This is a genomic window from Streptomyces sp. JK94 (assembly GCF_053613315.1).
This window is the reverse complement of sequence record NZ_JBSICH010000058.1, coordinates 1-20709: the sequence shown is the minus strand read 5'-3', so window position 1 is coordinate 20709 and position 20709 is coordinate 1. Positions and strand designations below refer to the sequence as shown.

The 20709-nt window shown below is 71.1% G+C and carries 24 protein-coding genes; 14 read left to right on the top strand and 10 right to left on the bottom strand.

The annotated features are described in order from the left end of the window. The coding region (locus ACVV2G_RS32525) for a transposase (RefSeq protein WP_453846366.1) at nt 1-412 on the top strand (412 nt) is incomplete at its 5' end. On the opposite strand, the gene ACVV2G_RS32520 is transcribed toward ACVV2G_RS32525, so the two are convergent. Further along, complete coding sequence (locus ACVV2G_RS32520; RefSeq protein ID WP_453846385.1) at nt 363-1133, bottom strand: hypothetical protein; 771 nt, start codon at nt 1131-1133, stop codon at nt 363-365. The genes ACVV2G_RS32525 and ACVV2G_RS32520 overlap by 50 nt on opposite strands. Nucleotides 1134-1291: 158 nt before the next feature. Further along, nucleotides 1292-1627: a winged helix-turn-helix domain-containing protein gene (locus tag ACVV2G_RS32515; RefSeq protein ID WP_164139731.1), complete on the bottom strand. Its 336-nt coding sequence runs from the start codon at nt 1625-1627 to the stop codon at nt 1292-1294. A gap of 229 nt (nt 1628-1856) precedes the next feature. Between ACVV2G_RS32515 and ACVV2G_RS32510 the strand changes: the two genes are divergently transcribed. The 6 genes from ACVV2G_RS32510 (at nt 1857) to ACVV2G_RS32485 (ending at nt 5823) form a co-directional block, all read left to right on the top strand. After that, entirely contained in the window at nt 1857-2243 is a 387-nt protein-coding gene (locus ACVV2G_RS32510; protein WP_453846384.1) for an XRE family transcriptional regulator, read from the top strand. After that, a complete protein-coding gene (locus ACVV2G_RS32505) occupies nt 2243-2749 on the top strand; it encodes a hypothetical protein (RefSeq protein ID WP_453846383.1) in 507 nt (168 codons plus the stop codon). The genes ACVV2G_RS32510 and ACVV2G_RS32505 overlap by 1 nt, the downstream gene beginning before the upstream one ends. Beyond that, complete coding sequence (locus ACVV2G_RS32500; protein ID WP_453846382.1) at nt 2749-3597, top strand: hypothetical protein; 849 nt, start codon at nt 2749-2751, stop codon at nt 3595-3597. The genes ACVV2G_RS32505 and ACVV2G_RS32500 overlap by 1 nt, the downstream gene beginning before the upstream one ends. Nucleotides 3598-3599: 2 nt before the next feature. Further along, nucleotides 3600-4118 carry an HNH endonuclease gene (locus ACVV2G_RS32495; RefSeq protein ID WP_453846381.1) on the top strand — a complete coding sequence of 173 codons (519 nt, stop codon included), beginning with the start codon at nt 3600-3602 and terminating at the stop codon, nt 4116-4118. Beyond that, on the top strand, nt 4115-4357 hold the full coding sequence (locus tag ACVV2G_RS32490; RefSeq protein ID WP_453846380.1) for a helix-turn-helix transcriptional regulator: 243 nt from the start codon (nt 4115-4117) through the stop codon (nt 4355-4357). Before ACVV2G_RS32495 ends, ACVV2G_RS32490 begins: the two co-directional genes overlap by 4 nt. Nucleotides 4358-4587: 230 nt before the next feature. Next, complete coding sequence (locus ACVV2G_RS32485) at nt 4588-5823, top strand: tyrosine-type recombinase/integrase (RefSeq protein WP_453846379.1); 1236 nt, start codon at nt 4588-4590, stop codon at nt 5821-5823. A gap of 78 nt (nt 5824-5901) precedes the next feature. Here ACVV2G_RS32485 and ACVV2G_RS32480 read toward each other — a convergent pair whose 3' ends face one another. Further along, nucleotides 5902-6663 (bottom strand): phosphoglyceromutase, encoded by a 762-nt coding sequence (locus ACVV2G_RS32480; protein ID WP_453846378.1) that lies wholly within the window; start codon nt 6661-6663, stop codon nt 5902-5904. A 193-nt stretch (nt 6664-6856) separates the two neighbouring features. On the opposite strand from ACVV2G_RS32480, the gene ACVV2G_RS32475 reads away from it, so the two are divergent. After that, on the top strand, nt 6857-8131 hold the full coding sequence (locus ACVV2G_RS32475) for an MDR family MFS transporter (protein ID WP_453846377.1): 1275 nt from the start codon (nt 6857-6859) through the stop codon (nt 8129-8131). 31 nt (nt 8132-8162) lie between these two features. On the opposite strand, the gene ACVV2G_RS32470 is transcribed toward ACVV2G_RS32475, so the two are convergent. After that, complete coding sequence (locus ACVV2G_RS32470) at nt 8163-8597, bottom strand: DUF2000 family protein (RefSeq protein ID WP_453846376.1); 435 nt, start codon at nt 8595-8597, stop codon at nt 8163-8165. A gap of 49 nt (nt 8598-8646) precedes the next feature. On the opposite strand from ACVV2G_RS32470, the gene ACVV2G_RS32465 reads away from it, so the two are divergent. Next, nucleotides 8647-9444 carry a helix-turn-helix transcriptional regulator gene (locus tag ACVV2G_RS32465; RefSeq protein ID WP_453846375.1) on the top strand — a complete coding sequence of 266 codons (798 nt, stop codon included), beginning with the start codon at nt 8647-8649 and terminating at the stop codon, nt 9442-9444. 18 nt (nt 9445-9462) lie between these two features. Here ACVV2G_RS32465 and ACVV2G_RS32460 read toward each other — a convergent pair whose 3' ends face one another. After that, complete coding sequence (locus tag ACVV2G_RS32460) at nt 9463-9963, bottom strand: type III secretion system chaperone family protein (protein ID WP_453846374.1); 501 nt, start codon at nt 9961-9963, stop codon at nt 9463-9465. Next, a complete protein-coding gene (gene mshA, locus ACVV2G_RS32455) occupies nt 9956-11329 on the bottom strand; it encodes a D-inositol-3-phosphate glycosyltransferase (RefSeq protein WP_453846373.1) in 1374 nt (457 codons plus the stop codon). The genes ACVV2G_RS32460 and mshA overlap by 8 nt, the downstream gene beginning before the upstream one ends. Nucleotides 11330-11517: 188 nt before the next feature. On the opposite strand from mshA, the gene ACVV2G_RS32450 reads away from it, so the two are divergent. From ACVV2G_RS32450 to ACVV2G_RS32440, 3 genes are all read left to right on the top strand, one after another. After that, entirely contained in the window at nt 11518-12333 is an 816-nt protein-coding gene (locus ACVV2G_RS32450; RefSeq protein ID WP_453846372.1) for a class I SAM-dependent methyltransferase, read from the top strand. A gap of 405 nt (nt 12334-12738) precedes the next feature. Next, on the top strand, nt 12739-13845 hold the full coding sequence (locus ACVV2G_RS32445) for a C40 family peptidase (protein ID WP_453846371.1): 1107 nt from the start codon (nt 12739-12741) through the stop codon (nt 13843-13845). Between the two features lie 332 nt (nt 13846-14177). Continuing rightward, entirely contained in the window at nt 14178-15590 is a 1413-nt protein-coding gene (locus ACVV2G_RS32440; protein WP_453846370.1) for a PP2C family protein-serine/threonine phosphatase, read from the top strand. A 21-nt stretch (nt 15591-15611) separates the two neighbouring features. Here ACVV2G_RS32440 and ACVV2G_RS32435 read toward each other — a convergent pair whose 3' ends face one another. The 3 genes from ACVV2G_RS32435 to ACVV2G_RS32425 form a co-directional block, all read right to left on the bottom strand. Next, nucleotides 15612-15947 (bottom strand): DUF2516 family protein, encoded by a 336-nt coding sequence (locus ACVV2G_RS32435; RefSeq protein ID WP_030868443.1) that lies wholly within the window; start codon nt 15945-15947, stop codon nt 15612-15614. Nucleotides 15948-16021: 74 nt separating this feature from the next. Beyond that, the gene (locus ACVV2G_RS32430) at nt 16022-16648 is read right to left on the bottom strand and encodes a hypothetical protein (protein ID WP_453846369.1); all 627 of its coding nucleotides are present in this window, start codon (nt 16646-16648) and stop codon (nt 16022-16024) included. A gap of 76 nt (nt 16649-16724) precedes the next feature. Next, a complete protein-coding gene (locus ACVV2G_RS32425) occupies nt 16725-17267 on the bottom strand; it encodes a helix-turn-helix domain-containing protein (protein WP_453846368.1) in 543 nt (180 codons plus the stop codon). 424 nt (nt 17268-17691) lie between these two features. On the opposite strand from ACVV2G_RS32425, the gene ACVV2G_RS32420 reads away from it, so the two are divergent. Then, on the top strand, nt 17692-18027 hold the full coding sequence (locus ACVV2G_RS32420; RefSeq protein ID WP_381051352.1) for a hypothetical protein: 336 nt from the start codon (nt 17692-17694) through the stop codon (nt 18025-18027). Nucleotides 18028-18040: 13 nt separating this feature from the next. Beyond that, nucleotides 18041-20347, top strand: coding sequence for a hypothetical protein (locus tag ACVV2G_RS32415; RefSeq protein ID WP_453846367.1), 2307 nt, complete (start codon nt 18041-18043; stop codon nt 20345-20347). Here ACVV2G_RS32415 and ACVV2G_RS32410 read toward each other — a convergent pair. Then, nucleotides 20298-20709: transposase (locus ACVV2G_RS32410; RefSeq protein WP_453846366.1), on the bottom strand; the 412-nt coding region annotated here is incomplete at its 5' end. The two genes, ACVV2G_RS32415 and ACVV2G_RS32410, sit on opposite strands and share 50 nt — an antisense overlap.

Sequence of the window (20709 nt, the reverse complement as noted above, 5' to 3'; positions counted from 1 at the left end):
CGAGGTCGTCGGCTACGCCATGGCCGACCACCACCGCGCCGAGCTCGTCGTCGACGCTCTCAACATGGCCCACGGCCGCGGCGGCCTGGAGCCGGGCTGCGTGGTCCACAGCGATCGCGGCAGCGAATACACATCGGCCCAATTCCGAGACCGAGTGCGTGAGTTGGGACTGCGAGGCAGCTGCGGGCGGACCGGATCGTGCTTCGACAACGCCGCCGCGGAGAGTTTCTGGGCCCTGCTCAAAGAGGAGATCGGCACCCGCACCTGGCCCGACCGGGCCACTGCCCGAGCCGAGGTCTTCTCCTTCATCGAGACCTTCTACAACCGCCGCCGCCTGCGCAAGCACCGGACTTTCGGCTATCTCACCCCGACCGAGACCAGGCAGCGGCAGCAGCACACCCTCGCGGCATAACGATCACGTGTCCGGGATCACGGGGAAACTTCACGGCGATTACGCCGCGATAGTCGCCGGTCGTGAGGGCGAACCAGGCGCGCATCTCGTGCGCCCATCCGGCGATTTCCCCGTGTTCTGCTTCTGTGGCCAGGGACAGAGCGGCCCGGCGCGTGGACTCAGCAGCGTGACGGTTGCCCGTGTCGTACTCAACGCAGCCGACGAGGAGCGCGAGCCAGCCGGACAGGGCCAGTACCTCACGATGCTGCGCCAAGGTGAGGCTCTTCGAGTGCAGCTCGACAACACGGCGCAGCCACTGGCGCCCCTCGATCAGCAGTTGCTCGCTCGCCATGAACGGGTACTCCGAGCACAGCCGGTCCGTGGTGATCCGTAGGGCGTCCAAGGTGGCCGCGTCTACGTCGGAGCGGTTGAGTCGGCTCACGATTTCGAGCGTCTCCATGCCGCTAGCCGCGAGGATCTCCTTGTCGCCATCACGGCGTGCCGGCGCGGGGAACAAGGCGCGCGTGACCGTGCCGAACACGGCGGCGATGAGCGGCTGATAGAAGTCGTTCGGCGCCTGGCCAGACTCCCAGCGCTTCCACTGTCGGACCATGCTTTCTTCGGCGGGCAGCTCCGTCGGAGCGTGGGCCCGCAGCGCCCGTACGGCGTCACGCTGCGACCAGTCGCGGGCCGTGCGTTCAGCAGCGATGCGCCGTGCCCATGCGGGCCTGTCGTCGGTCATGCGCCCTCCTCCGAGTACCTGGTCCGAGTCTCGCGCGTGACGAGGGGGGACAGGGAAGGGGACAGCCAGGTGACACCTGCCGTGTCCCCCTGGCTCGTCTCCTGCCCCCTATCTGTCACCTACTGCACACGTTGCGTTCGCAGCATGCTGGTTCCAGATCACGCACCACCCGGCAGCGAACGCGCTTCGAGCGCTTCGAGCCGTTCAGTCAGCGTCTGGAGTTGGGAGCGGATTTCCTTGAGTTCGTCGCGAACGTCGCCGGTCGGCGCACTACCGTCGCCGACAAAGTTACCGAGGTTACCGGCAGAGACAATGAGCCCTTCGGCCCTGAGTGCGGCCAGCCCGTTCTGGACCGTCTGGCTCGCGAACCCGAAGCGCTCAACAAGCTCCCGTTGCGACGGGAGCTTGTCGCCGGGCTTCATCCGCTTCAGCTCTTCCCGCAGCGCATCTGCGACCTGCGTCGCTTTCGACTTGGGCACCCCTGTGGCAGTCATGCTCTGAGGGTACCCACCACAGCGAACTAGAGCGCGTCACAGCACAAGGGTTGCGGACTACAGCAGACTAGTGCACGCTAGTTCATAGCAGTTAACCCTCTCCGCGAGGGGGGCCAACTGCGCAAAAAGGCCCTGGTCAGATCCAGGGCCCGAAGCAGGGGACGGCTCCCTACCGCCAAGCAAGCAGCCGTCCCCCGACCCTCGAAGGGGTACTTCCATGATGCCTGAGATGACCGTGACGGTCGCAGGAGCGGCCCCCAAGCAGCCGCAGGAGCTGCGGTCGGCGAACACGCCGTTAGGGCGTGCGCGGGTGGCCCGGGGCTGGTCGCAGGACAAGGCCGTGCGCGCCCTGGTCCTGCTGGCCGACAACTGGGGTTGGCAGGTGGCGTCCGAGCCGTCGCTGAAGGTGCAGCTCTCCCGCTGGGAGCACGGCGGGAGCCGCCCGAACGAGACCTACCGCGTGCTGCTGTGCTCGCTGTACCGGTCCACCCCGAAGGAACTCGGTTTCGACCGGGCCCCGCAGACCGCGAAGGGGCTGCGGGACCGGATCAGCACGCTTGAGTCCCTGGTTGAGAACCTGACGGCGACGCTGGTCGCGCAGGGGGTGCAGGCGTGATGACGACCGCACTCACACACAGCCAGGAAAACGCGATCGACGTGACCGCCCTGACGGGCGCTGAGCGGACTGTGGCGCTGTACGCGTCGGACATGCCGAACGGGCGGCGCCGCTACACCGCTGACCAGGCCCGTGCCTGGATCGTGCAGGGCGCGCAGCGAGTTGGCCCCGGGGAGCTGCAACGCCGCGCGGAGTACTTCCGTGGGTGGCGGCTGCTGGACATGCACGGCTTGACAACGGTGCAGGTCCAGGCCCGTCACGAGCAGCGCTTCCCGAACGCGCGCCGCTTGGTGCTGGCCCATAAGGAAGCGTCGGGCAACGTCTCCCGCGACGGCATGACCGACACGGCCCGTAAGCGCAACGCCGGGGCGGTCGTGGACGGTGAGTGCCCGTGCCGGGGGACGGGCGGGATTGCCGCCTGGGGGCCTGGCATCGAGCTGATGTGCCCGGTCCACCGTCGGGCACAGATCGACGCTCACCACCGCGCATCCCGGGCGGGTGCCTGATGACCGCCCCGGGCCCGCTCGACGCGCTGTATGCCCGTGTGGCGGCCCCGGCCGCTCCCACCGTGCCCCTGGCGCGGCGGGAGCGCCGCCGCCCCTCAGAGGAGTTCCCGACCCTCCCGGCGGCCGGTCTGGAGTGGTCGCCGGGCGAGGTGGCCGCCGCCCTGTTCGAGGCGGGCGCCGACGAGGCTGCCGTGCCCGTGCTCACCACGGACGCCCTGTACGCCGTATTCCGGGAGTCGGTGGGGGAGTTGGGCCCGGCCGGAGTGGTCGAGGTGGCCGACACCTTCAACAGCCTGGACCAGGCCGAGTTTCCCGAGGTCGGCGTGTGCCGGACGTTCGCGTACCGGCTCGCCCTGTCGTACTGGTACGAGGGCGCCCGCTCTCGCCCCATGACCGTGGGGGAAGCGGCCGTGGCGCTGTACCTGTCGGACGCCTACCGGCATCACCAGGTCGACGCCTACACGCTGCGCCGCGCGCCCCTGCTGGTCTCCCGCGCGATCAGGCAGGGCGCCGCCCTGGTGCCCGTTGAGACGCTGATCCGTCTCGGGGGCGCCATGGCCCGTGAGTTCGCGGCGCCCGTGACACCGGTCGTCACGCAGGTCAGCCCCGCCGCCACGGGCGGGGAGCGTGACGGCGTGACGGCCGTGACGCCCGGCCGTGACTGGCTCTACCGGCAGGCCCTGCCCAACTGGCACCGCCGCCGGTTCTGCTTCGACCTGATGCGCGCCGACACCCGCCAGCCCTCCCCGCTCATCGTGCGCACCGACGGCGGCACCTACGCGGTCGGGGCCACCCCGCCGGCCGGGCCGGACGGCACATGGCGCCGCGCGCTGCGGGAGCAGTGGTGAGCATGCCGAACAAGCCCAAGGGACCCGTACGACGGGCCCGCAAGCGCTACGCGGCGCACGTCTTCCGGTACCGGTGCGCGTACTGCCGCCGCCACTTCGCCTCGCTCGATCACGCGACGCTCGACCACATCGTGCCCCGGTGCCTGTGGCCCACCTGGTCGGCGACCGCGCTCGCGCTCGCCTGCCTCGACTGCAACCGCCGCAAGGCCGACCGGTTCCCTCTGTCGATCGCTCTCCTGCTGGCCGTCCGGTACCCCGTTCACGCCCCCGCCGCCGTGTTCACGCCCGACCGTTCGAGCGTTCACGGCGAGCCGATCGCGTTCACGGCGACCGGGCCGACTGTTCACGGCGGACAGGGGGTGTTCACCGATCGAGCACCGGTGTTCACGCTCGCCCTCTGGCGACTGCTGGCCCTGCTCGCCCACGCCAACCAGTCGACCGTGACCGCCCCGCAACGGTCCACCCCTCACCTGCCCGAATCGACCCCGCTCCACCCGACCCCGGAGAGGACGGCGGCATGACCGCGCCCCGTAACCAGTCGACCGACTCACCCGCCGTGCTGCGCGGCGGCCTGCCGGACCGCTACCTGACGCCCGAGGACCTGGTGACCATGTTCAGCCTCCCGAGCGTCGAGACGGTCTACGCCTGGCGCCGCAAGCGCATCGGACCGCCCGCCATCCGCATCGGCAAGTACCTCCGCTACGACCCCGCCGCAGTGCACGCGTGGGCCCGTGAACAGACCGAGCAGGACGCCGCCTGACACCCCACGGCCCCGGGGAGGCAACGGCCCCACAGCCGGGGAGGCGGGGAGAACTCCCCCACCGCCTCCCCGGCCCGAACTCCCCGCACTGATCAGCGCAAACACCCCTTCGGGGAGGCGGGGAGGCACCCCGCCAACGGGCCTCAAAACCCCTCCCACACGCGGACCTGATACCCCCGCGTCGCCTCCCCGGCACGGCCAGCCGACCTCAGAAAGGAAACGCCCGCCTCATGGCAGGAAGCATTCAGGACCGCTGGTTCAAGACCGTCACGGACGCCGACGGTAAGACGGTCCGCGTCAAGACCGATCGCCACGGCAAGGGCATGCGCTACCGGGCGCGCTACTTCACCCCCGACGGCGACCGCAAGGGCAAGTCCTTCCCCGACGGACAGAAGCGGCTTGCGGAGCAGTGGCTCAGCAGCATCACGGCCGACGTGGCCCGCGGCGACTTCATCGACCCGAACGCGACCCGTACGACCTTCCGTGAGTACGCGGAGAAGTGGCTTGCGAGCCAGAGTGGCGACCCGAACACCCGGGCGTCGATGGAGTCTCAACTCACCTTGCACGCGTTCCCGCGCATCGGGTCGAGGCAACTCGGGTCGTTCCAGCCGAGCCACATTCGGGAGTTCGTGACACAGCTCGAAGCGTCGGGCATGTCCGGGGCGTACGCCCGGGTGATCTTCTCCAACGTCCGTGCCGTGCTGTCCGCAGCGGTCGAGGACGGATGCCTACGCCGGAACCCCTGCAACTCACGCACTGTGGCGCCCCCCGCGATGGGCGCCCGCCGTGTCGTCCCGTGGGAGCCGGAACGGGTCTTCGCGATGCGCGATGCGATGGTGGAACGCTTCCGGCCCATGGTCGACGTGGGTGCCGGCTGCGGTCTACGGCAAGGGGAGATCCTCGGTCTCTCCGTCGATGACCTGGACTTCGACAGCGGCACGCTGCGTGTGGTGCAACAGCTCAAGCTGAGCTTGAGTCAGCCCGTGTTCGCGCCGCCGAAGGGTGGGAAGCTCCGGGACGTGCCCCTGCCGGACCCGGTGGCGGAGGCGCTTCGGGAGCACATGAAGCGCTTCCCGCCGGTTGAGATCACGCTGCCGTGGATGCGAGGCAACGGCCAGCCGGTGACCAAGCGGCTCATCTTCAGCGGGCCCAACGGCGGTCACGTCTGGCGTACGTCGCTGAATGAGGACCACTGGAAACCCGCCCTGGCCAAAGTCGGCGTCATCCCGAAGGCCAAGAGCCGGGAGCACGCCGCCGCCCGCGAACACGGCATGCACGCGCTGAGGCACTTCTACGCGTCCGTTCTGCTGGACGCCGGGGAGAGCATCAAGGCTCTGGCCGAGTACCTCGGACACTCCGACCCGGGTCTGACCCTGAAGGTCTATGCCCACCTCATGCCCAGCAGCCGGGAGCGGGCCCGGAAGGCACTCGGGGAGGCACTGCGGCCACGAGAGCCGGGGAACTGAGGGCCCACAGAGGGCCCACGACACGAAAATGCCCCCGCCTTGCGCCGTTCGCGCAGGTCGGGGGCATGATCATGTTCTCTACTTCTTCTTGCCCTGGTTCTTGACCGCCTCGATCGCGGCCGCGGCCGCGTCCGGGTCCAGGTACGTGCCGCCCGGGTTCAGCGGCTTGAACTCGGCGTCCAGCTCGTAGGAGAGCGGGATGCCGGTCGGGATGTTCAGGCCCGCGATGTCCGCGTCGGAGACGTCGTCGAGGTGCTTGACCAGGGCGCGCAGGCTGTTGCCGTGGGCGGCGACGAGGACCGTGCGGCCGGTGAGGAGGTCGGGGACGATGTTGTCGAACCAGTACGGCAGCATGCGGCCGACGACGTCCTTGAGGCACTCCGTCTGCGGGCGCAGCTCCGGCGGGAGCATCGCGTAGCGCGGGTCGGAGAACTGGGAGTACTCGGCGTCGCGGTCCAGCGCGGGCGGCGGGGTGTCGTAGGAGCGGCGCCACAGCATGAACTGCTCCTCGCCGAACTCGGCGAGGGTCTGGGCCTTGTCCTTGCCCTGGAGGGCGCCGTAGTGGCGCTCGTTGAGGCGCCAGTGGCGGTGGACGGGGATCCAGTGGCGGTCGGCGGCCTCCAGCGCGAGCTGGGCGGTGCGGATGGCGCGCTTCTGCACGGACGTGTGGACCACGTCGGGCAGCAGGCCGGCGTCCTTCAGCAGCTCGCCGCCGCGCGTCGCCTCCTTCTCGCCCTTCGGGGTGAGGTTGACGTCCACCCAGCCGGTGAACAGGTTCTTCTCGTTCCACTCGCTCTCGCCGTGGCGGAGCAGGATCAGCTTGTACGGTGCGTCGGCCATGGGTCCGAGCGTAATCGAACCCGTCGGCCGCCCGCGCGGGGCGCCCGCTGGACGGACGGTTGACGGGAAGTGTCAATCGACTGGCCGGGGCGGGCCGCGCCTTCGTAGGTTGTGCGTCGAGCAGCGGAGGTAAGTCGCACCTGCCGCATCGGACGCTTACCTTGCCCGCGGGCGAGCACTACACGGGGGACCCATGTCAGTCGCCGGGATGAGACGTGCCGCGCGGGAGTCCGTCTCCGGGCTCCCGCGCGCGTTCTGGTGGCTGTGGGCCAGCACCCTGGTCAACCGGCTCGGTGCCTTCGTCGCCACCTTCATGGCGCTGTACCTGACCATCGACCGCGGGTACTCCGCCTCGTACGCCGGTCTGGTCGCGGCGCTGCACGGGCTGGGCGGGGTGGTGTCTTCGCTGGCGGCCGGGGTGATGACCGACCGGTTCGGCCGGCGGCCCACGCTGCTCGTCGCGCAGGCCTCCACCGCGCTGTCCGTCGCGCTGCTCGGCTTCATGCACGACCCGGTCGCCATCGCGGCCGTGGCCTTCCTGGTCGGCATGGCGAGCAACGCCTCCCGGCCCGCCGTGCAGGCGATGATGGCGGACATCGTGCGCCCCGAGGACCGTATCCGGGCCTTCTCGCTCAACTACTGGGCCATCAACCTCGGTTTCGCGGTCTCCTCCGCGGCGGCCGGGTTCATCGCCGAGGTCAGCTACCTCGCCGGGTTCCTGATCGAGGCGGGCATGACCATGGCGTGCGCCGTCCTCGTCTTCGTCAAGCTGCCCGAGTCCCGGCCGAAGAGCGCGTCCGGGAAGGGCGGCGACGGGAACGCCGCCGCGGCGAGCGGGCCGGCCGTCTCCCTCGGGACCGTCCTGCGCGACGGGCGCTACATGGGCGTCGTCGGGTTGTCCTTCCTGATCGCCCTGATCTTCCAGCAGGCCTACGTGGGGCTGCCGGTCGCCATGGGCGAGGCCGGGTTCACGCCCGCGGACTTCGGTGTGGCGATCGCCGTCAACGGCGTCCTGATCGTCGTCCTGCAGATTCCCGTCACCCGGATCATCGAACACCGGGACCCGCGGCTGCTGCTCGTCGCCTCGTCGCTGCTGGCCGGGTACGGCTTCGGGCTCACCGCCTTCGCCGGGTCGGTCGGCGTGTTCGCCCTCACCGTGTGCGTGTGGACGCTGGCCGAGATCGTCAACGCGCCGACCCAGACCGGCCTCGTCGTCCGCCTCTCCCCCGTGCACGGCCGGGGGCGCTACCAGGGCGTGTACACCATGTCCTGGGCGGTCGCCGCCCTCGTCGCCCCGCTGATGTCCGGTTTCGCCATCGACCACTGGGGCTCCGAGTGGCTCTGGGGCGTCTGCGCGGTCATCGGCACGGTGGCGGCGGCGGGGTACTGGGCGCTCATGCGGAAGCTGCCGGACGAGCCGGCGGCCACCTCCCGGTCCGCCAGGACGCCCGAGGCCAGCACGGCGTGACGGGTCCCGGCCGCGCCGCCGGCCGCCGTGCTCACGGATGCATCCGCGAGCCCTTCAGCACCTTGTCCACCGCGTTCTTCGGGCCGTACACCGCGAGGCCGACCAGGTCCAGGTCCGCCGTCGGCACGGCCCGGACCGCCGCCCGGTTGTCGCGGTCGTTGCCCGTGCCGAAGAGGTCGGACGTGAACACCGCGCGAGGCAGGGCCCGGGACAGCACGCGCGCGTGGGCGTTCGTCAGCGTCTCCTTGGTGCCCTCGAAGACCAGCACCGGCTGACGGAACATCGGCAGGTAGCCGACCGCGTCGGCGTCCTCGTACGGCTCCCCGATCACCTCGGGGACCTGCGTGCTCAGGCCACTGACCAGGAAGGCGGTGACGTTGAGGCGCTGCCAGGTCTCCAGGTCCCCGCGCAGCAGGACGGCGATCTTGGTGTCGAAGCGGATGGGGTCTGCGTCGTGCGTGCTCATACGGTGAGACTGCCGGTCGGCGGGCGGCCCGGTCTTGTACGTTTTTTGCATGGCCGACCAGCGGAACGTCTCCGCCTGGCGCCCCCGCGTCCCGGGCGTCGTCGAGGTCTTCCACGCCCACTGCACCGAGTACGCCTACCCGATGCACGTCCACGAGACGTGGACGCTGCTCATCGTCGACGACGGGGCCGTGCGGTACGACCTGGACCGGCACGAGCACGGCACCCCGCACGACACGGTGACGCTGCTGCCGCCGCACGTGCCGCACAACGGCTCCCCCGCCACCCCGGGCGGCTTCCGCAAACGCGTCCTCTACCTGGACGCCTCCCGGCTGGACGACGAGCTGATCGGGCCGGCCGTCGACGCTCCCGACCTGCGCGACCCGGTACTGCGGCGGCGGGTCGGGCAGCTCCACGCCGTGCTCTCCCGGCCCGGTGACGAGCTGGAGGCGGAGAGCAGGCTGACGCTCATCGGCGAGCGGCTCCACGCCCACCTGCGGCCCCGGGCCGTGCGCTCCACCGTGCGCCGTGCCCCCGACCTGGCCGGCCGGCTGCGCGAGCTGCTCGACGAGCGGTTCGTCCAGGGGCTCACCCTGAACGAGGCCACCGGGATCGTGCCCGCCCATCCCGCTCATCTGGTACGGGCGTTCAGCTCGGCGTACGGCATCGCGCCGCACCAGTACCTGATGTCCCGCCGCGTCGACCGGGCCCGGCGGCTGCTGCTCGACGGGAGCGCCCCGGCCGACGTGGCCGCCTCGACGGGCTTCTACGACCAGGCCCATCTGACCCGGCACTTCAAGCGGTTGGTCGGGGTCACGCCCGGCCGGTACCGCGGCGGCGGGCGCTGAGCCCCGGCCCCGGCGGGCTCAGTCCCCGTCGCGCTCGATCAGGCGCTGGAACGCCTCCAGGTTGCGCGTGGACTCCCCGCGTGAGGTCCGCCATGCGTGCTCCTTGCGGATGGCGGACGCGAAGCCCAGCTCCAGCAAGGTGTTGAAGGCGCCGTCGGCGGCCTCCAGGACCTGGCCGAGGAGGCAGTCGATCTCGTCGGCGGTGACGGCGGCCAGGGGGAGTTTCGCGGTGACGTAGACGTCGCCGAGGCGGTCGACCGCGTAACTCACGCCGTACAGCTTGAGGTTGCGTTCCAGCAGCCAGCGGTGGACGGCCGGTTCGTTCTCGTCGGGGTGGCGGATGACGAACGCGTTGAGGGACAGGGAGTGCCGGCCGAGGATGAGGGAGACCGTCGTCGACAGCTTCCGGGTGCCGGGGAGCTTGACGACGCGGGTGCCCGGCTCGGGGCTCTCCCACTCCAGCCCGGCGTCCTTCAGCGCGTCTTCGAGGACCTGTGCCGCCTTCTGTGCGTCAGCCATGGTGGGAGCGTACGCGACGGCGGTGGGACTGGATCGCGGCCGTGTAGGCGTCGGCCGTCGCGGCGGCGGAGCTGTCCCAGCCGAAGGACTGGGCGTGCCGGGCGGCGGCCTCGCCCATCCGGTACGTCAGCTCCGGGTGGTCGGCGAAGTCGCGCAGCACGCGCGCGTACGCGGCGGGGTCGTGCCCCTCGACGAGGCGGCCGGTGTGCCCGTCGCGCACGGCCACCGGGAGACCGCCGACCGCGGCGGCGAGGACCGGCGTGCCGGCGGCCTGCGCCTCTATGGCGACCAGTCCGAAGGACTCGCTGTAGGACGGCATGACCAGCACGGACGCGGCCCGGAACCAGTCGGCGAGCTGTTCCTGGTCGACGGGCGGGCGGAAGCGTACGACGTCGGCGATGCCGAGCCGCGCGGCGAGCTTCTGCAGCCCTTCCGGCTTGGCGAGGCCGCTGCCGCTGGGCCCGCCGACGACGGGGACGACGATGCGGGAGCGCAGCTCGGGGCGTTCGTCGAGCAGGACGGCGACGGCGCGCAGCAGCACGTCGGGGGCCTTCAGGGGCTGTATGCGGCCGGCGAAGAGCGGGATCAGCGCGTCCTGGGGCAGTCCGAGGCGGGCGCGGGCGGCGGCGCGGGCGGATGCGGCGTCCCCGGTGCCGGGGTCGGAGCCCTTGGGGAAGGGGCGGAAGCGGTCGAGGTTCACGCCGGGGTGGACGACGGCGACCTTGGCCGGGTCGGCGGCGTAGTGGCGGACGAGTTCGTCGGCCTCCTCCGCCGTGTTGGCGATCAGCCGGTCGGAGGCGGCGACGATCTGCGTCTCGCCGATGACGCGGGCGGCCGGTTCGGGGGTGTCGCCCTCGGCGAGGCTGGCGTTCTTGACCTTGGCCATGGTGTGCATGGCGTGCACCAGGGGGGCACCCCAGCGCTGGGCGGCGAGCCAGCCGACGTGGCCGGAGAGCCAGTAGTGGGAGTGGACCAGGTCGTAGTAGCCGGGGCGGTGGCCGGCCCAGGCCTGCATGACGCCGTGCGTGAAGGCGCACAGCTGGGCCGGCAGCTCCTCCTTGGCCAGGCCCTCGTAGGGGCCGGCGTCGACGTGGCGGACGAGGACGCCGGGGGCCAGTTCGACGGTCGGCGGCAGGGCGGCGGTGGTCGCGCGCGTGAAGATCTCGACCTCGATGTTGATCGCGGCCAGGCGCTGTGCCAGCTCGACGATGTAGACGTTCATGCCGCCGGCGTCGCCGGTGCCGGGCTGGTGGAGCGGTGAGGTGTGCACGGAGAGCATGGCGACGCGGCGGGGCCTGCGCAGCAGCCGGAGCCGCGGGGAGGCCGCCGGTGAGCGACGCCCGAGCCTGCTGACGTACTGGCTCACGAGCCGTTCCTCCTCGCTGCGGGCATGCCGGTCGGAGGACACGCGCCGCCCTCCACGAGAGGGGAACACCGGATGGCAGTGCTCCATTTCCGGTTTCCCGGCCTTTGCCGAACCATTACCGTTTATCGCTCAACGTTCGATCGGGGGACGCGTCGGAGAGGGCGGGCCCGCCGCATACCCTCGTACGCATGCCCTCCCGCGCCGCCACCCGCCCCGTAGGCACGGTCACGCGCGGGACGACCCATCCGAACCGCCTGCGCCGCATGGACCGCTGGATCGCGGCGACGCACGGTGCCGAGCTGCGCCGCGCCGCCGACCCCGTCGCCGTCGACCTCGGCTACGGCGCGGCCCCCTGGACGGCCGTCGAGCTGCTGCACCGCCTGCGCACGGTCGCGCCGCACGCGCGCGTGGTGGGCGTCGAGATCGACCCGGCGCGGGTGGCGGCGGCCGAGCCGTACGCGCGCCCCGGGCTCGTCTTCCGGCGCGGCGGCTTCGAGGTCCCGCTCTCCCGCCGGCCCCTCCTCATCCGGGCGGCGAACGTGCTGCGCCAGTACGACGAGGGCGAGGTGGCCGCCGTCTGGCAGCGGCTGTGCGCGCGGCTCGCACCGGCGTCGGAGCACGCGCGCGGCGGGCTCCTGGTCGAGGGAACCTGCGACGAGATCGGGCGCCGGCACGTGTGGGTGGCGCTCGGGCCCGAGGGACCGCGCACGGTCACCTTCGCGACCCGGCTGGGCTCCCTCGACCGCCCCTCCGACCTGGCGGAACGACTGCCGAAGGCGCTCATCCACCGCAACGTCCCCGGCGAGCCCGTGCACGCCTTCCTGCGCGACTTCGACCGCGCCTGGGCCGCCGCCGCGCCCTACGCCTCCTACGGCGCCCGCCAGCGCTGGATGCGGGCGGTGCGGGACCTGACGGCCGACTGGCCGGTGACGGACGGGCCGGCACGGTGGCGCCAGGGCGAAGTGACGGTGCGGTGGGAGGCGTTGGCGCCCCGCCACGCCTGAAGGCGCCCCGCCACGCCTGAAGCGGCGGCCCGCGCCCCTGGCCCGTCCTGGGCCGCGCCCCTGGCCTCGGACCCCTGGCCCCCTGCCCCTCTGATCCCGCGATCCCGCGACCCCGCGACCCCGCGACCCCGCGACCCCGCGACCCCGCGACCCCGCGACCCCGCGACCCCGCGACCCCGCGACCCCGCGACCCCGCGACCCCGCGACCCCGCGACCCCGCGACCCCGCGACCGGGAACGATCTCCGTGCGGCGTTCGTCACACAGCTGGGGAATCGTCGTCCGGGCGAGGCGGAAGGGGGGAAGCGGAAGGCAAGCAAGCACGGCCTCTGTCGCTTTCCGCGCCGGCATGGCACGATCCCCCAGGCGACCTATGTTACTGGCGGTTAACCAGTTGGGGGCGAGGTATGCGTACGGGGAAGCACGGCTTGATGACCGCTGCCGTGGCCGTGGTCTGCGCGGTCACCGTGCTCGCGGCACCGGGCACCGCGTTCGCGGACCCCGGGCCCACACCGTCGTCCGGCGCCGACGCCGCCGCCCCCACGCCGACGGCCACTCCCGGCAAGGACCTGGAAGCCGTACGCAAGAGGCTCGACGGGCTCTACCGCGCCGCGGCCTCCGCCACGGACGAGTACAACGCCGTCGAGGAGAAGGCGGACCAGCAGTCCGCGGAGATCGTCGAACTGGCCGAGAAGATCGTCCAGGGCCAGGAGAAGCTGGACGGGCTGAAGGACCGCGCGGGCGCGGCGGCCCGCTCCCAGTACCGCACCGGCGGCATGCCCGACGAGGCCAAGCTGCTGCTGAGCGACGACCCCGAGGACTTCCTCGACGGCACCGGCCGGATCACGCAGGGCCAGCGCGCGACCAAGGGCCTGCTCGGCGAGATGACGCGCACCCAGCAGGACCTGGAGACCTACGCGGCGGACGCCTCCGCCCAGTTCGAGAAGCTGGAGGCGAACCGCAAGGCCAGGGCCACCGCCCAGAAGAAGATCGAGAAGCAGATCGCGGCGGCCGAGAAGCTGGAGTCCGAGCTGGAACAGGAGGAGAAGGAGCGCCTCGCCAGGCTCGAACGGGAGGCCCAGGCCAGGGCCCAGACCGCCTGGCTCGGCTCCGGCATCCTCCAGGACCTCGACACCGGGGCGACCGAGCGGGGCAGGAAGGCCGTCGAGTACGCCACCGCCCAGATCGGGAAGCCGTACCAGTGGGGCGCCGAGGGCCCCGAGGCCTACGACTGCTCCGGCCTGACCTCGCAGGCCTGGGTGTCGGCCGGGCAGGCGATCCCGCGCACCTCGCAGCAGCAGTGGGAGCGACTGGAGCGCGTCGCCATCGAGGACATGCGCCCCGGCGACCTGATCATCTACTTCGAGGACGCCAGCCACGTCGGCATGTACGTGGGCGACGGCTCCGTCGTGCACGCCCCGCGCCCGGGACGCCCGGTCACGATGGCCGGAGCGGGCTCGATGCCGATCCTCGGAGTGGTGCGCCCGGACACGGTCGCGGCCCCCTCCGAGTGACCCGGGCCACGCGCCACGCGCCCCGGGCGTGAGGCGGGCCACGCGCCCGCACGCCGGGCGTGACCTGGGCCACGCGCCCCGCACCCCGGCGTGAGGCGGGCCACGTGATCCGGTCCACGCCCGGCGCCCGCTCCGCGTGACGTTCGTCATCCCCGGCCCCCGGTCGAGGTGTCCAACTGCGGTGCATAACACGGCATATGACAGTGGCCGAGGGCCGCCCGGCGTGCGCCGGACCATTCCGCAGCGGCGCCGTCACCCGCTATGGTCCCCGTCGGTGGGTCGAGGTCCCTCGCCCCGCCATGCCCTCGGGGGGAGGGAAGGAAACCAAGACGATGCCCGTACCCGTACCGCGGCAGAGGGCGATCCCGGCCGTGGAGTGTGGTCAGGTGCCCGCCGCGTCCCCGGACGACGGCCCTCCCGGGGAACAGGCCCCGTCCGGGACGAACCCGGCAGCACACCCCGTCGACCGGCGGGCGCACCCCACGGAGAAGCGCGAGAAGACCACGGACCGGACCACGGACGAGCGCGAGGGCGCCGTCCCCACCAACCTGACGGTGCTGCTGATCGAGGACGATCCGGGCGGCTCGCCGATCGTGCCCGACCTGCTCGACCAGGCCGGCAAGCCGATCCGCGTCCGCACGGCCCGGAACCTCACCGAGGCCGGACGGCTGCTGACCGACGACGTCCACTGCATCCTGCTGGACCTCGCCCTGTCCCCCGCCCCGGCCCGCACCACCGCCGAGGCCGGCGGCGACGGTGACGGCGACGGAACCGACGAGCTGGCCGTGCTCCGGCACGTGCTGGAGCTGGCGCCCCGGCACGCCGTGCTCGCCCTCACCTCCTCCAGCGACGCGGAGCGCGGCGCGGAGGCCGTGGCGGTCGGCGCCCAGGACTACCTGGTCCGCGACGAACTCGACGGCCGGCTGCTGAGCCGGGCGATCCGCTACGCCGTCGAGCGCAAGCGGTCCGACTCGGCGGAGCGGCGCCTGGCCGAGGGCCGGCTGCGCGCGCAGGAGAACCGCCGCCTGGAGCGGGGGCTGCTGCCGACGCCGCTGCTGGCCGGCTCCTCGCTGCGCTTCGCCGCCCGGTACCGCCCGGGCCGCTCCCGCGCCCTGCTCGGCGGCGACTTCTACGACGTCGTCCGCACCCCGGACGGCACCGTGCACGCCATGATCGGCGACGTCTGCGGGCACGGCCCGGACGAGGCGGCCCTCGGGGTGGAGCTGCGGATCGCCTGGCGGGCGCTGACCCTGGCGGGGCTCTGCGGCGACCAGCTGCTGGGCACGCTCCAGCAGGTGCTGGAGCACGAACGGGCGCACGACGAGATCTTCGCGACCGTGTGCACCGTGGACATCGCCCCCGACGGCCGTCGCGCCGGCCTGTGCCTGGCCGGGCATCCGGCACCGCTGATCGCCGGCCCGGGCACGCCCGCACGGCTGCTGCCCCACGACAGCAACGGCCCGGCGCTCGGGCTGCTGCCGGGCGCCCGCTGGCCGCGCATGCAGGTGGAGCTGGGCGCCGAGTGGAGCCTGATGCTCTACACCGACGGCCTGATCGAGGGCCACGTCGGCGAGGGCCGGGAGCGGCTCGGCCAGGAGGGCATGGTGGAAATGGTCCGCCGCCAGCTGGCCGAGGGCCTGCAGGGCGAACAGTTGCTGCGGGCGACCGTCAACGAGGTCCGCGAGCTGAACGGCGGCGAACTCGCGGACGACGTGGCGGTGGTCCTGCTGGACCGGACGGCCTGAACCGCCCGGCCCCCCTCGGCGTCAGCGTCCGCCGTTGTACGGGCCGTAGGGGCCGTCGCTGCTGGAACCGCGGCGGCTGCTGCGGCCGCCGCCCGACAGACCGCGCAGCGCGGGCCGTACGTCGACCATGTACACGATCGTCGCGATGAGCCCGATGATCGGCAGGAACGACAGGATGTTGAAGATCAGGTTCACCACGAAGGCGAGCCCGAGGATGATCAGCCAGAACGGCTTGGTCTTCTTGTCGGCCGCGCGGTAGGCGTCCTCACGGCGCGTGGCGGCGTCGATCAAAGCGAAGCCGCTGAAAAGGATCAGGGCGATGCTCAGCAGCCACATGAAGCCTGCGAACCCCTGCATCAGCACAACGTCCACCACCAGACTCGGATCGTCTTTACGCGGTCACCGTTCCCCGCTCGCCGTGTCCGCGGCCGCTACTGGACGGGCGGCGTGGTCTTCCTGGCGGTGGTGTTCTTCTTGGCCGGAGCCTTGCGGGGGGCGGGGGTCTTCTTCGCCTCGGCGGACTTCTCCTCGGTGACCTCGACCGGCTCGGACTTGGCGGGCTCGGACTTGGCGGACTCGGGCTTGGCGGGCTCGACCGCGATGGCGAACTCCTCCACCTCCTCCGCGATGTCCTCGATGCCGTCGGCGGCCTGACCGCGCCAGGTGCGCACCGCGTGCTCGCCGCGCTCGGCGACCTTCTCGTACGTCTCCCGGGCCTTGACGGCGTACTCGGCGGCGACGCCGACCGAGCGCAGCGCGAGGTCCTGGGCGGTCTCGCCGAGCTTCTTGAAGTCGGTGTCGAGGGAGCCGAAGAGCTCGTTGGCCTTGGCCTGAAGCGTGCCCTGGGTCTCCTTGACGCGGGCGGTCGCCTTCTCCTGGACCGCCTTCGGGTCGGTGTTGCGCACGGCCTCGATGCGGGACGGCGCCTCGGCGCGCAGCTGCTCCACCAGCACCGGCACCTTCCTGGCCTGCTGGAAGGCGAGGTCGGCGGTGCCCGCGGCGAAGTAGAGCGGGGTCGGGTCGCTGAAGGTCTTGCGCAGGTCGTCGGTGATGGCCATGGTGATGGTCCTCCGGAAATACGTTCGGCTGAGGGTTTCGTGGTGGTCCCGCGCCCGGCCGGCTGCTCGCTCCGGCTTATCCGGCCGTCTGCTGCGGGCCGGCGTCGCTGCCACCGGTCGTACGGGGGCCGTGCCCGGGTATGGGGGCACCGCCGCCGGGGGAGGCGGCATCGGCTATGGGGGCGCCGCCCTCGGGGAAGGCATCGGCGTCGTCCGCCGGTTCCTCCTGGGCCGCCGCCCGGTCGTCCGCGTCGGCCCCGAACCCGTTCTCCTTGCGGAAGGATTCGTAGATCTGGAGCAGCACCTGCTTCTGCCGCTCGTTCAGCGAGGGGTCGGTGAGGATGACCGCGCGCGTCGCGTCCTCCCGCCGGCGCTCCTGCCCGTCCCGCTCCGCGTCGAGGATCCCGGCGCGCACGTAGAGCGTCTCGGCGGAGATCTGCAGCGCCTTGGCGACCTGCTGGAGCACCTCCGCGCTCGGCTTGCGCAGCCCGCGCTCGATCTGGCTCAGGTACGGGTTGGACACGCCCGCGGCGTCGGCGAGCTGCCGCAGCGACAGCTGTGCGGTGCGCCGCTGCTCGCGCAGGTACTCACCGAGATTGCCGACGTTGAGCGATGCCATGCCTCCACGATGCACCAGCGTGCTAACTATTGCAAGCAGACGCTTGCAAGAGTGTCCCTCACCCTGCGGCCGGGCACTGTGCCGTCCAGCGTCGACTGTCCGTTCCCAGCAAAGATGAGCAGTCCCTCTGGATCTGATCAGCAGTGTGATCAAGTCCCACCGAAACTGCAGCGCTGGCTATCTAGGGGCGGATCACTTTGCCCAGCTCAGCCCGCCTATTGCGAGTGCAGCCAAGTTGGGCAAGTACGGCTTGGCATGCCCAAGGAAGGCCACCCATCACTGTGCACCGCCAGCGATGCCGCGCATGCCGTGTGAGGAGCCCGGAACCATGAGGGACGCAGAGCGCGTTCCTTATAGACGAACATGTGGCGAGACCGTACGGATGGGCGGGTCGCCGTTCTGACGGCCCAGTGGGAGGACCGGCATGACGCAGGGGCGGAAGATCACGGTCATCGTGCTGGCGGTGGTAGGGATTGTCTCCACGCCGCTGATCTGGCTGCTAAACAACCCCGAAGCGGGAGCGCTGGCCGGCGCCTCCATCCAAGCCGCCGTCGGCATCGTGGCCCTGGTTTGGGCCCTGTTGCAGCACCCGTCCCCGGCTGGCCCCACAGACAAGGCCAGCCGAACCGGAAAGGCGACTGGCGGCGGCGTCACCGGTATCAGACGACCGGGTGGCCGGGGGCGCGGCGCGGCCACAGCCGAGCGTACGGGAGAAGCCAGCGGCACGGATTCCGTCTCTGGCATCGACTACTCGAACTAGGACCCGCGCACCCATGGCGAAAGCATCATCAGGCAAAGCGCGGGACGAGGCGCCCGAGCCATCGGTAACCGTGGCGGACACCGGCAACGCCCAGGCCACGAGCGGAGGCATGGCCGTGACTGGTTACCGCGGTCCGGCCCCGGTAACCGGCGACACTCCTCACCCCCCAGTACGCCTGTCCTACACCGGGCAAGCAACTGCCAGCGGGGGCGGAATCGCCAACACCGGCTACATGCACATTGACACGCTGGTACAGGGGGCCGTGGAGCCGGATCCCTGGATGAAACCCGACGACTACCTCCGCCAGGTGAACAAGGGCTCGGTCTACACGCACCGTTGGCGACTCGTCGGACGCACGCAGACAATGGCCAGCCTCGTACCGTTCGCCAGAAACGAGCAAGGACGCGTCGCGCTCCTCGTCGGCCGGGGCGGAGCCGGGAAGACGAAGATCGTGACGGCCCTGTGTGGAGCAATGCGCGACGCAGAGCCCACCGTCGAAGTACGGGTGCTCGGCCCTGGTTCCTCCATCGGCCCGGGCGCGTTCAGGGAACTGCCGAGCACCGGCGAACTGCTGGTGATCGTCGACGATGCACACGACGACACCCTCCCTCTGGAAAAGATCGTCTCCGGGGTCCGCAGCGTCAACACGTCCGCTAACGTGCTGCTCTCCCTACGGCCCTACGGCATGGTCCATGCCCGCCGCGCGCTTGCCCGGGCTGGCCTGCACGTGAGCGAGGCCACTGTGGTCGAAATCGGGGACCTGGAGTTCGACGACGCACTCTCCTTGGCCAGCGAGATTCTGGACGAAGCGGTACGGCTCCATGCACCGAGACTCGCCGCAGCGGCACGGGATTGTCCGCTGCTGATCGTCACCGGCGCGGCGCTGATCAACAGCGGCGCTGTGGATCCGCAGAGGTTCGAAGGCGACGAGCAACTCCACTTGGAACTTACGGACCGGCTTGCTGAGGCTCTGACCGCCGACCCGGCTTCCGGCCAGGTACCCCAGGAACTGCTTTGCGCCCTCGCCGCGTTCCAGCCTGTGCGCCTCGCGGAACCGGAGGTCCGTACATCGCTGGAAGCCCTGACCAGGTTGCCGTTCGATCTCTGCGCGCAGCACCTGGCGACCCTTGAGGATGCCGGGGTAGCGCTGAGCCATGGCACCGCAATGCGCTTGGTGCCGGACCTGTTGGGCGATGCCCTGCTCATCAAAGCGGCGCGGCACTCAGGCACGGGCCTCCCCACGAGCTACCTCGCCAGAGCCATGGAAGCCGGCCAGGGCAGCGCGCTGGCCAACCTGGTGGTGAACACCGGCCGTGTGGACTGGCAACAGCAGCAACAGGGCACCGGCACCGGACTAATCGAGCCCCTGTGGGAGCAGATCCTGGGAGCGTTCCGCGCCGCGGATGCGCGGGGGCGGGTGAGCCTACTGGAGGTCGTGGCGAAGCTCGCCTTCTTCCAACCACGACGCGCCCTCGACCTAGCCACGTGGGCCGTGGACAACCCCTGCGACCCCGTCACGGCAGAGGTCGGACTTGGATTCACCCACACGTGGACTGACACAGAAGTGCGCTATGCCCTGGCCCCTGTCCTCCAAGCCATCGTCCATCATCTGGAGTTCCTGCCGCAGGCGGCCACCCTTCTTTGGAATCTAGGGCGCGACGACCAACGCGGCCTGCCTCAACACCCCTCGCACCCCCTGCGGATTCTCGCGGAACGGGCCGATTACACCCGCTGGGGCCCCACCAAGTATCAGGAGATACTCATCAGCCAGGTCGAGCGCTGGCTGACCCGTACACCCGCCGCTCCATCCGTCCACCAGCCGCTGAGCGTGCTTGCCCCATTGCTGTCCATAGATGGCCACGATGAGGTGTGGACACCCTCCACCTGGACCCTGACCTTCCGCCCCTACGTGCTACCCCCCACCAGGGAAGTCCTGGACATGCGAGGCGCGGTGCTCGACCTGGCGTTCGAGGAGCTGGGACACCCGCAACTCGAACGAGCCTCGGAGGCCTGCTCGCTGATCGGCAAGGCCCTCAGCCTGCCACTTGGCGGTTTCGGCTTGACGGTGACAGACGCCATGCAGCAGCCGTGGATCCCGCACCTGGCAAGCACCGTCGATCGGCTGCACCAATACATCGTCCAGCACATCCTGCCACCGGCGATCCTGACCGCGGTGCGCACCGAGTTGCGCTGGCTCGCACAGTACGGACCCGACGGCCTTCGCCGCCCCGCTGAGGTGAAGTTTCCCCGTGATCCCGGACACGTGATCGTTATGCCGCGAGGGTGTGCTGCTGCCGCTGCCTGGTCTCGGTCGGGGTGAGATAGCCGAAAGTCCGGTGCTTGCGCAGGCGGCGGCGGTTGTAGAAGGTCTCGATGAAGGAGAAGACCTCGGCTCGGGCAGTGGCCCGGTCGGGCCAGGTGCGGGTGCCGATCTCCTCTTTGAGCAGGGCCCAGAAACTCTCCGCGGCGGCGTTGTCGAAGCACGATCCGGTCCGCCCGCAGCTGCCTCGCAGTCCCAACTCACGCACTCGGTCTCGGAATTGGGCCGATGTGTATTCGCTGCCGCGATCGCTGTGGACCACGCAGCCCGGCTCCAGGCCGCCGCGGCCGTGGGCCATGTTGAGAGCGTCGACGACGAGCTCGGCGCGGTGGTGGTCGGCCATGGCGTAGCCGACGACCTCG

What these genes read in the sequence shown, in the direction of transcription:
- ACVV2G_RS32470 (WP_453846376.1), bottom strand. Translation starts at nt 8,597, where the DNA reads ATGAGCACGCACGACGCAGACCCCATCCGCTTCGACACCAAGATCGCC.
- ACVV2G_RS32490 (WP_453846380.1), top strand. Translation starts at nt 4,115, where the DNA reads ATGACCGCGCCCCGTAACCAGTCGACCGACTCACCCGCCGTGCTGCGC.
- ACVV2G_RS32495 (WP_453846381.1), top strand. Translation starts at nt 3,600, where the DNA reads ATGCCGAACAAGCCCAAGGGACCCGTACGACGGGCCCGCAAGCGCTAC.
- ACVV2G_RS32520 (WP_453846385.1), bottom strand. Translation starts at nt 1,133, where the DNA reads ATGACCGACGACAGGCCCGCATGGGCACGGCGCATCGCTGCTGAACGC.
- ACVV2G_RS32415 (WP_453846367.1), top strand. Translation starts at nt 18,041, where the DNA reads ATGGCGAAAGCATCATCAGGCAAAGCGCGGGACGAGGCGCCCGAGCCA.
- ACVV2G_RS32485 (WP_453846379.1), top strand. Translation starts at nt 4,588, where the DNA reads ATGGCAGGAAGCATTCAGGACCGCTGGTTCAAGACCGTCACGGACGCC.
- ACVV2G_RS32465 (WP_453846375.1), top strand. Translation starts at nt 8,647, where the DNA reads ATGGCCGACCAGCGGAACGTCTCCGCCTGGCGCCCCCGCGTCCCGGGC.
- ACVV2G_RS32505 (WP_453846383.1), top strand. Translation starts at nt 2,243, where the DNA reads ATGACGACCGCACTCACACACAGCCAGGAAAACGCGATCGACGTGACC.
- ACVV2G_RS32445 (WP_453846371.1), top strand. Translation starts at nt 12,739, where the DNA reads ATGCGTACGGGGAAGCACGGCTTGATGACCGCTGCCGTGGCCGTGGTC.
- ACVV2G_RS32435 (WP_030868443.1), bottom strand. Translation starts at nt 15,947, where the DNA reads ATGCAGGGGTTCGCAGGCTTCATGTGGCTGCTGAGCATCGCCCTGATC.
- ACVV2G_RS32460 (WP_453846374.1), bottom strand. Translation starts at nt 9,963, where the DNA reads ATGGCTGACGCACAGAAGGCGGCACAGGTCCTCGAAGACGCGCTGAAG.
- ACVV2G_RS32450 (WP_453846372.1), top strand. Translation starts at nt 11,518, where the DNA reads ATGCCCTCCCGCGCCGCCACCCGCCCCGTAGGCACGGTCACGCGCGGG.
- ACVV2G_RS32425 (WP_453846368.1), bottom strand. Translation starts at nt 17,267, where the DNA reads ATGGCATCGCTCAACGTCGGCAATCTCGGTGAGTACCTGCGCGAGCAG.
- ACVV2G_RS32440 (WP_453846370.1), top strand. Translation starts at nt 14,178, where the DNA reads ATGCCCGTACCCGTACCGCGGCAGAGGGCGATCCCGGCCGTGGAGTGT.
- ACVV2G_RS32515 (WP_164139731.1), bottom strand. Translation starts at nt 1,627, where the DNA reads ATGACTGCCACAGGGGTGCCCAAGTCGAAAGCGACGCAGGTCGCAGAT.
- ACVV2G_RS32480 (WP_453846378.1), bottom strand. Translation starts at nt 6,663, where the DNA reads ATGGCCGACGCACCGTACAAGCTGATCCTGCTCCGCCACGGCGAGAGC.
- ACVV2G_RS32500 (WP_453846382.1), top strand. Translation starts at nt 2,749, where the DNA reads ATGACCGCCCCGGGCCCGCTCGACGCGCTGTATGCCCGTGTGGCGGCC.
- ACVV2G_RS32475 (WP_453846377.1), top strand. Translation starts at nt 6,857, where the DNA reads ATGTCAGTCGCCGGGATGAGACGTGCCGCGCGGGAGTCCGTCTCCGGG.
- ACVV2G_RS32430 (WP_453846369.1), bottom strand. Translation starts at nt 16,648, where the DNA reads ATGGCCATCACCGACGACCTGCGCAAGACCTTCAGCGACCCGACCCCG.
- ACVV2G_RS32510 (WP_453846384.1), top strand. Translation starts at nt 1,857, where the DNA reads ATGACCGTGACGGTCGCAGGAGCGGCCCCCAAGCAGCCGCAGGAGCTG.
- ACVV2G_RS32420 (WP_381051352.1), top strand. Translation starts at nt 17,692, where the DNA reads ATGACGCAGGGGCGGAAGATCACGGTCATCGTGCTGGCGGTGGTAGGG.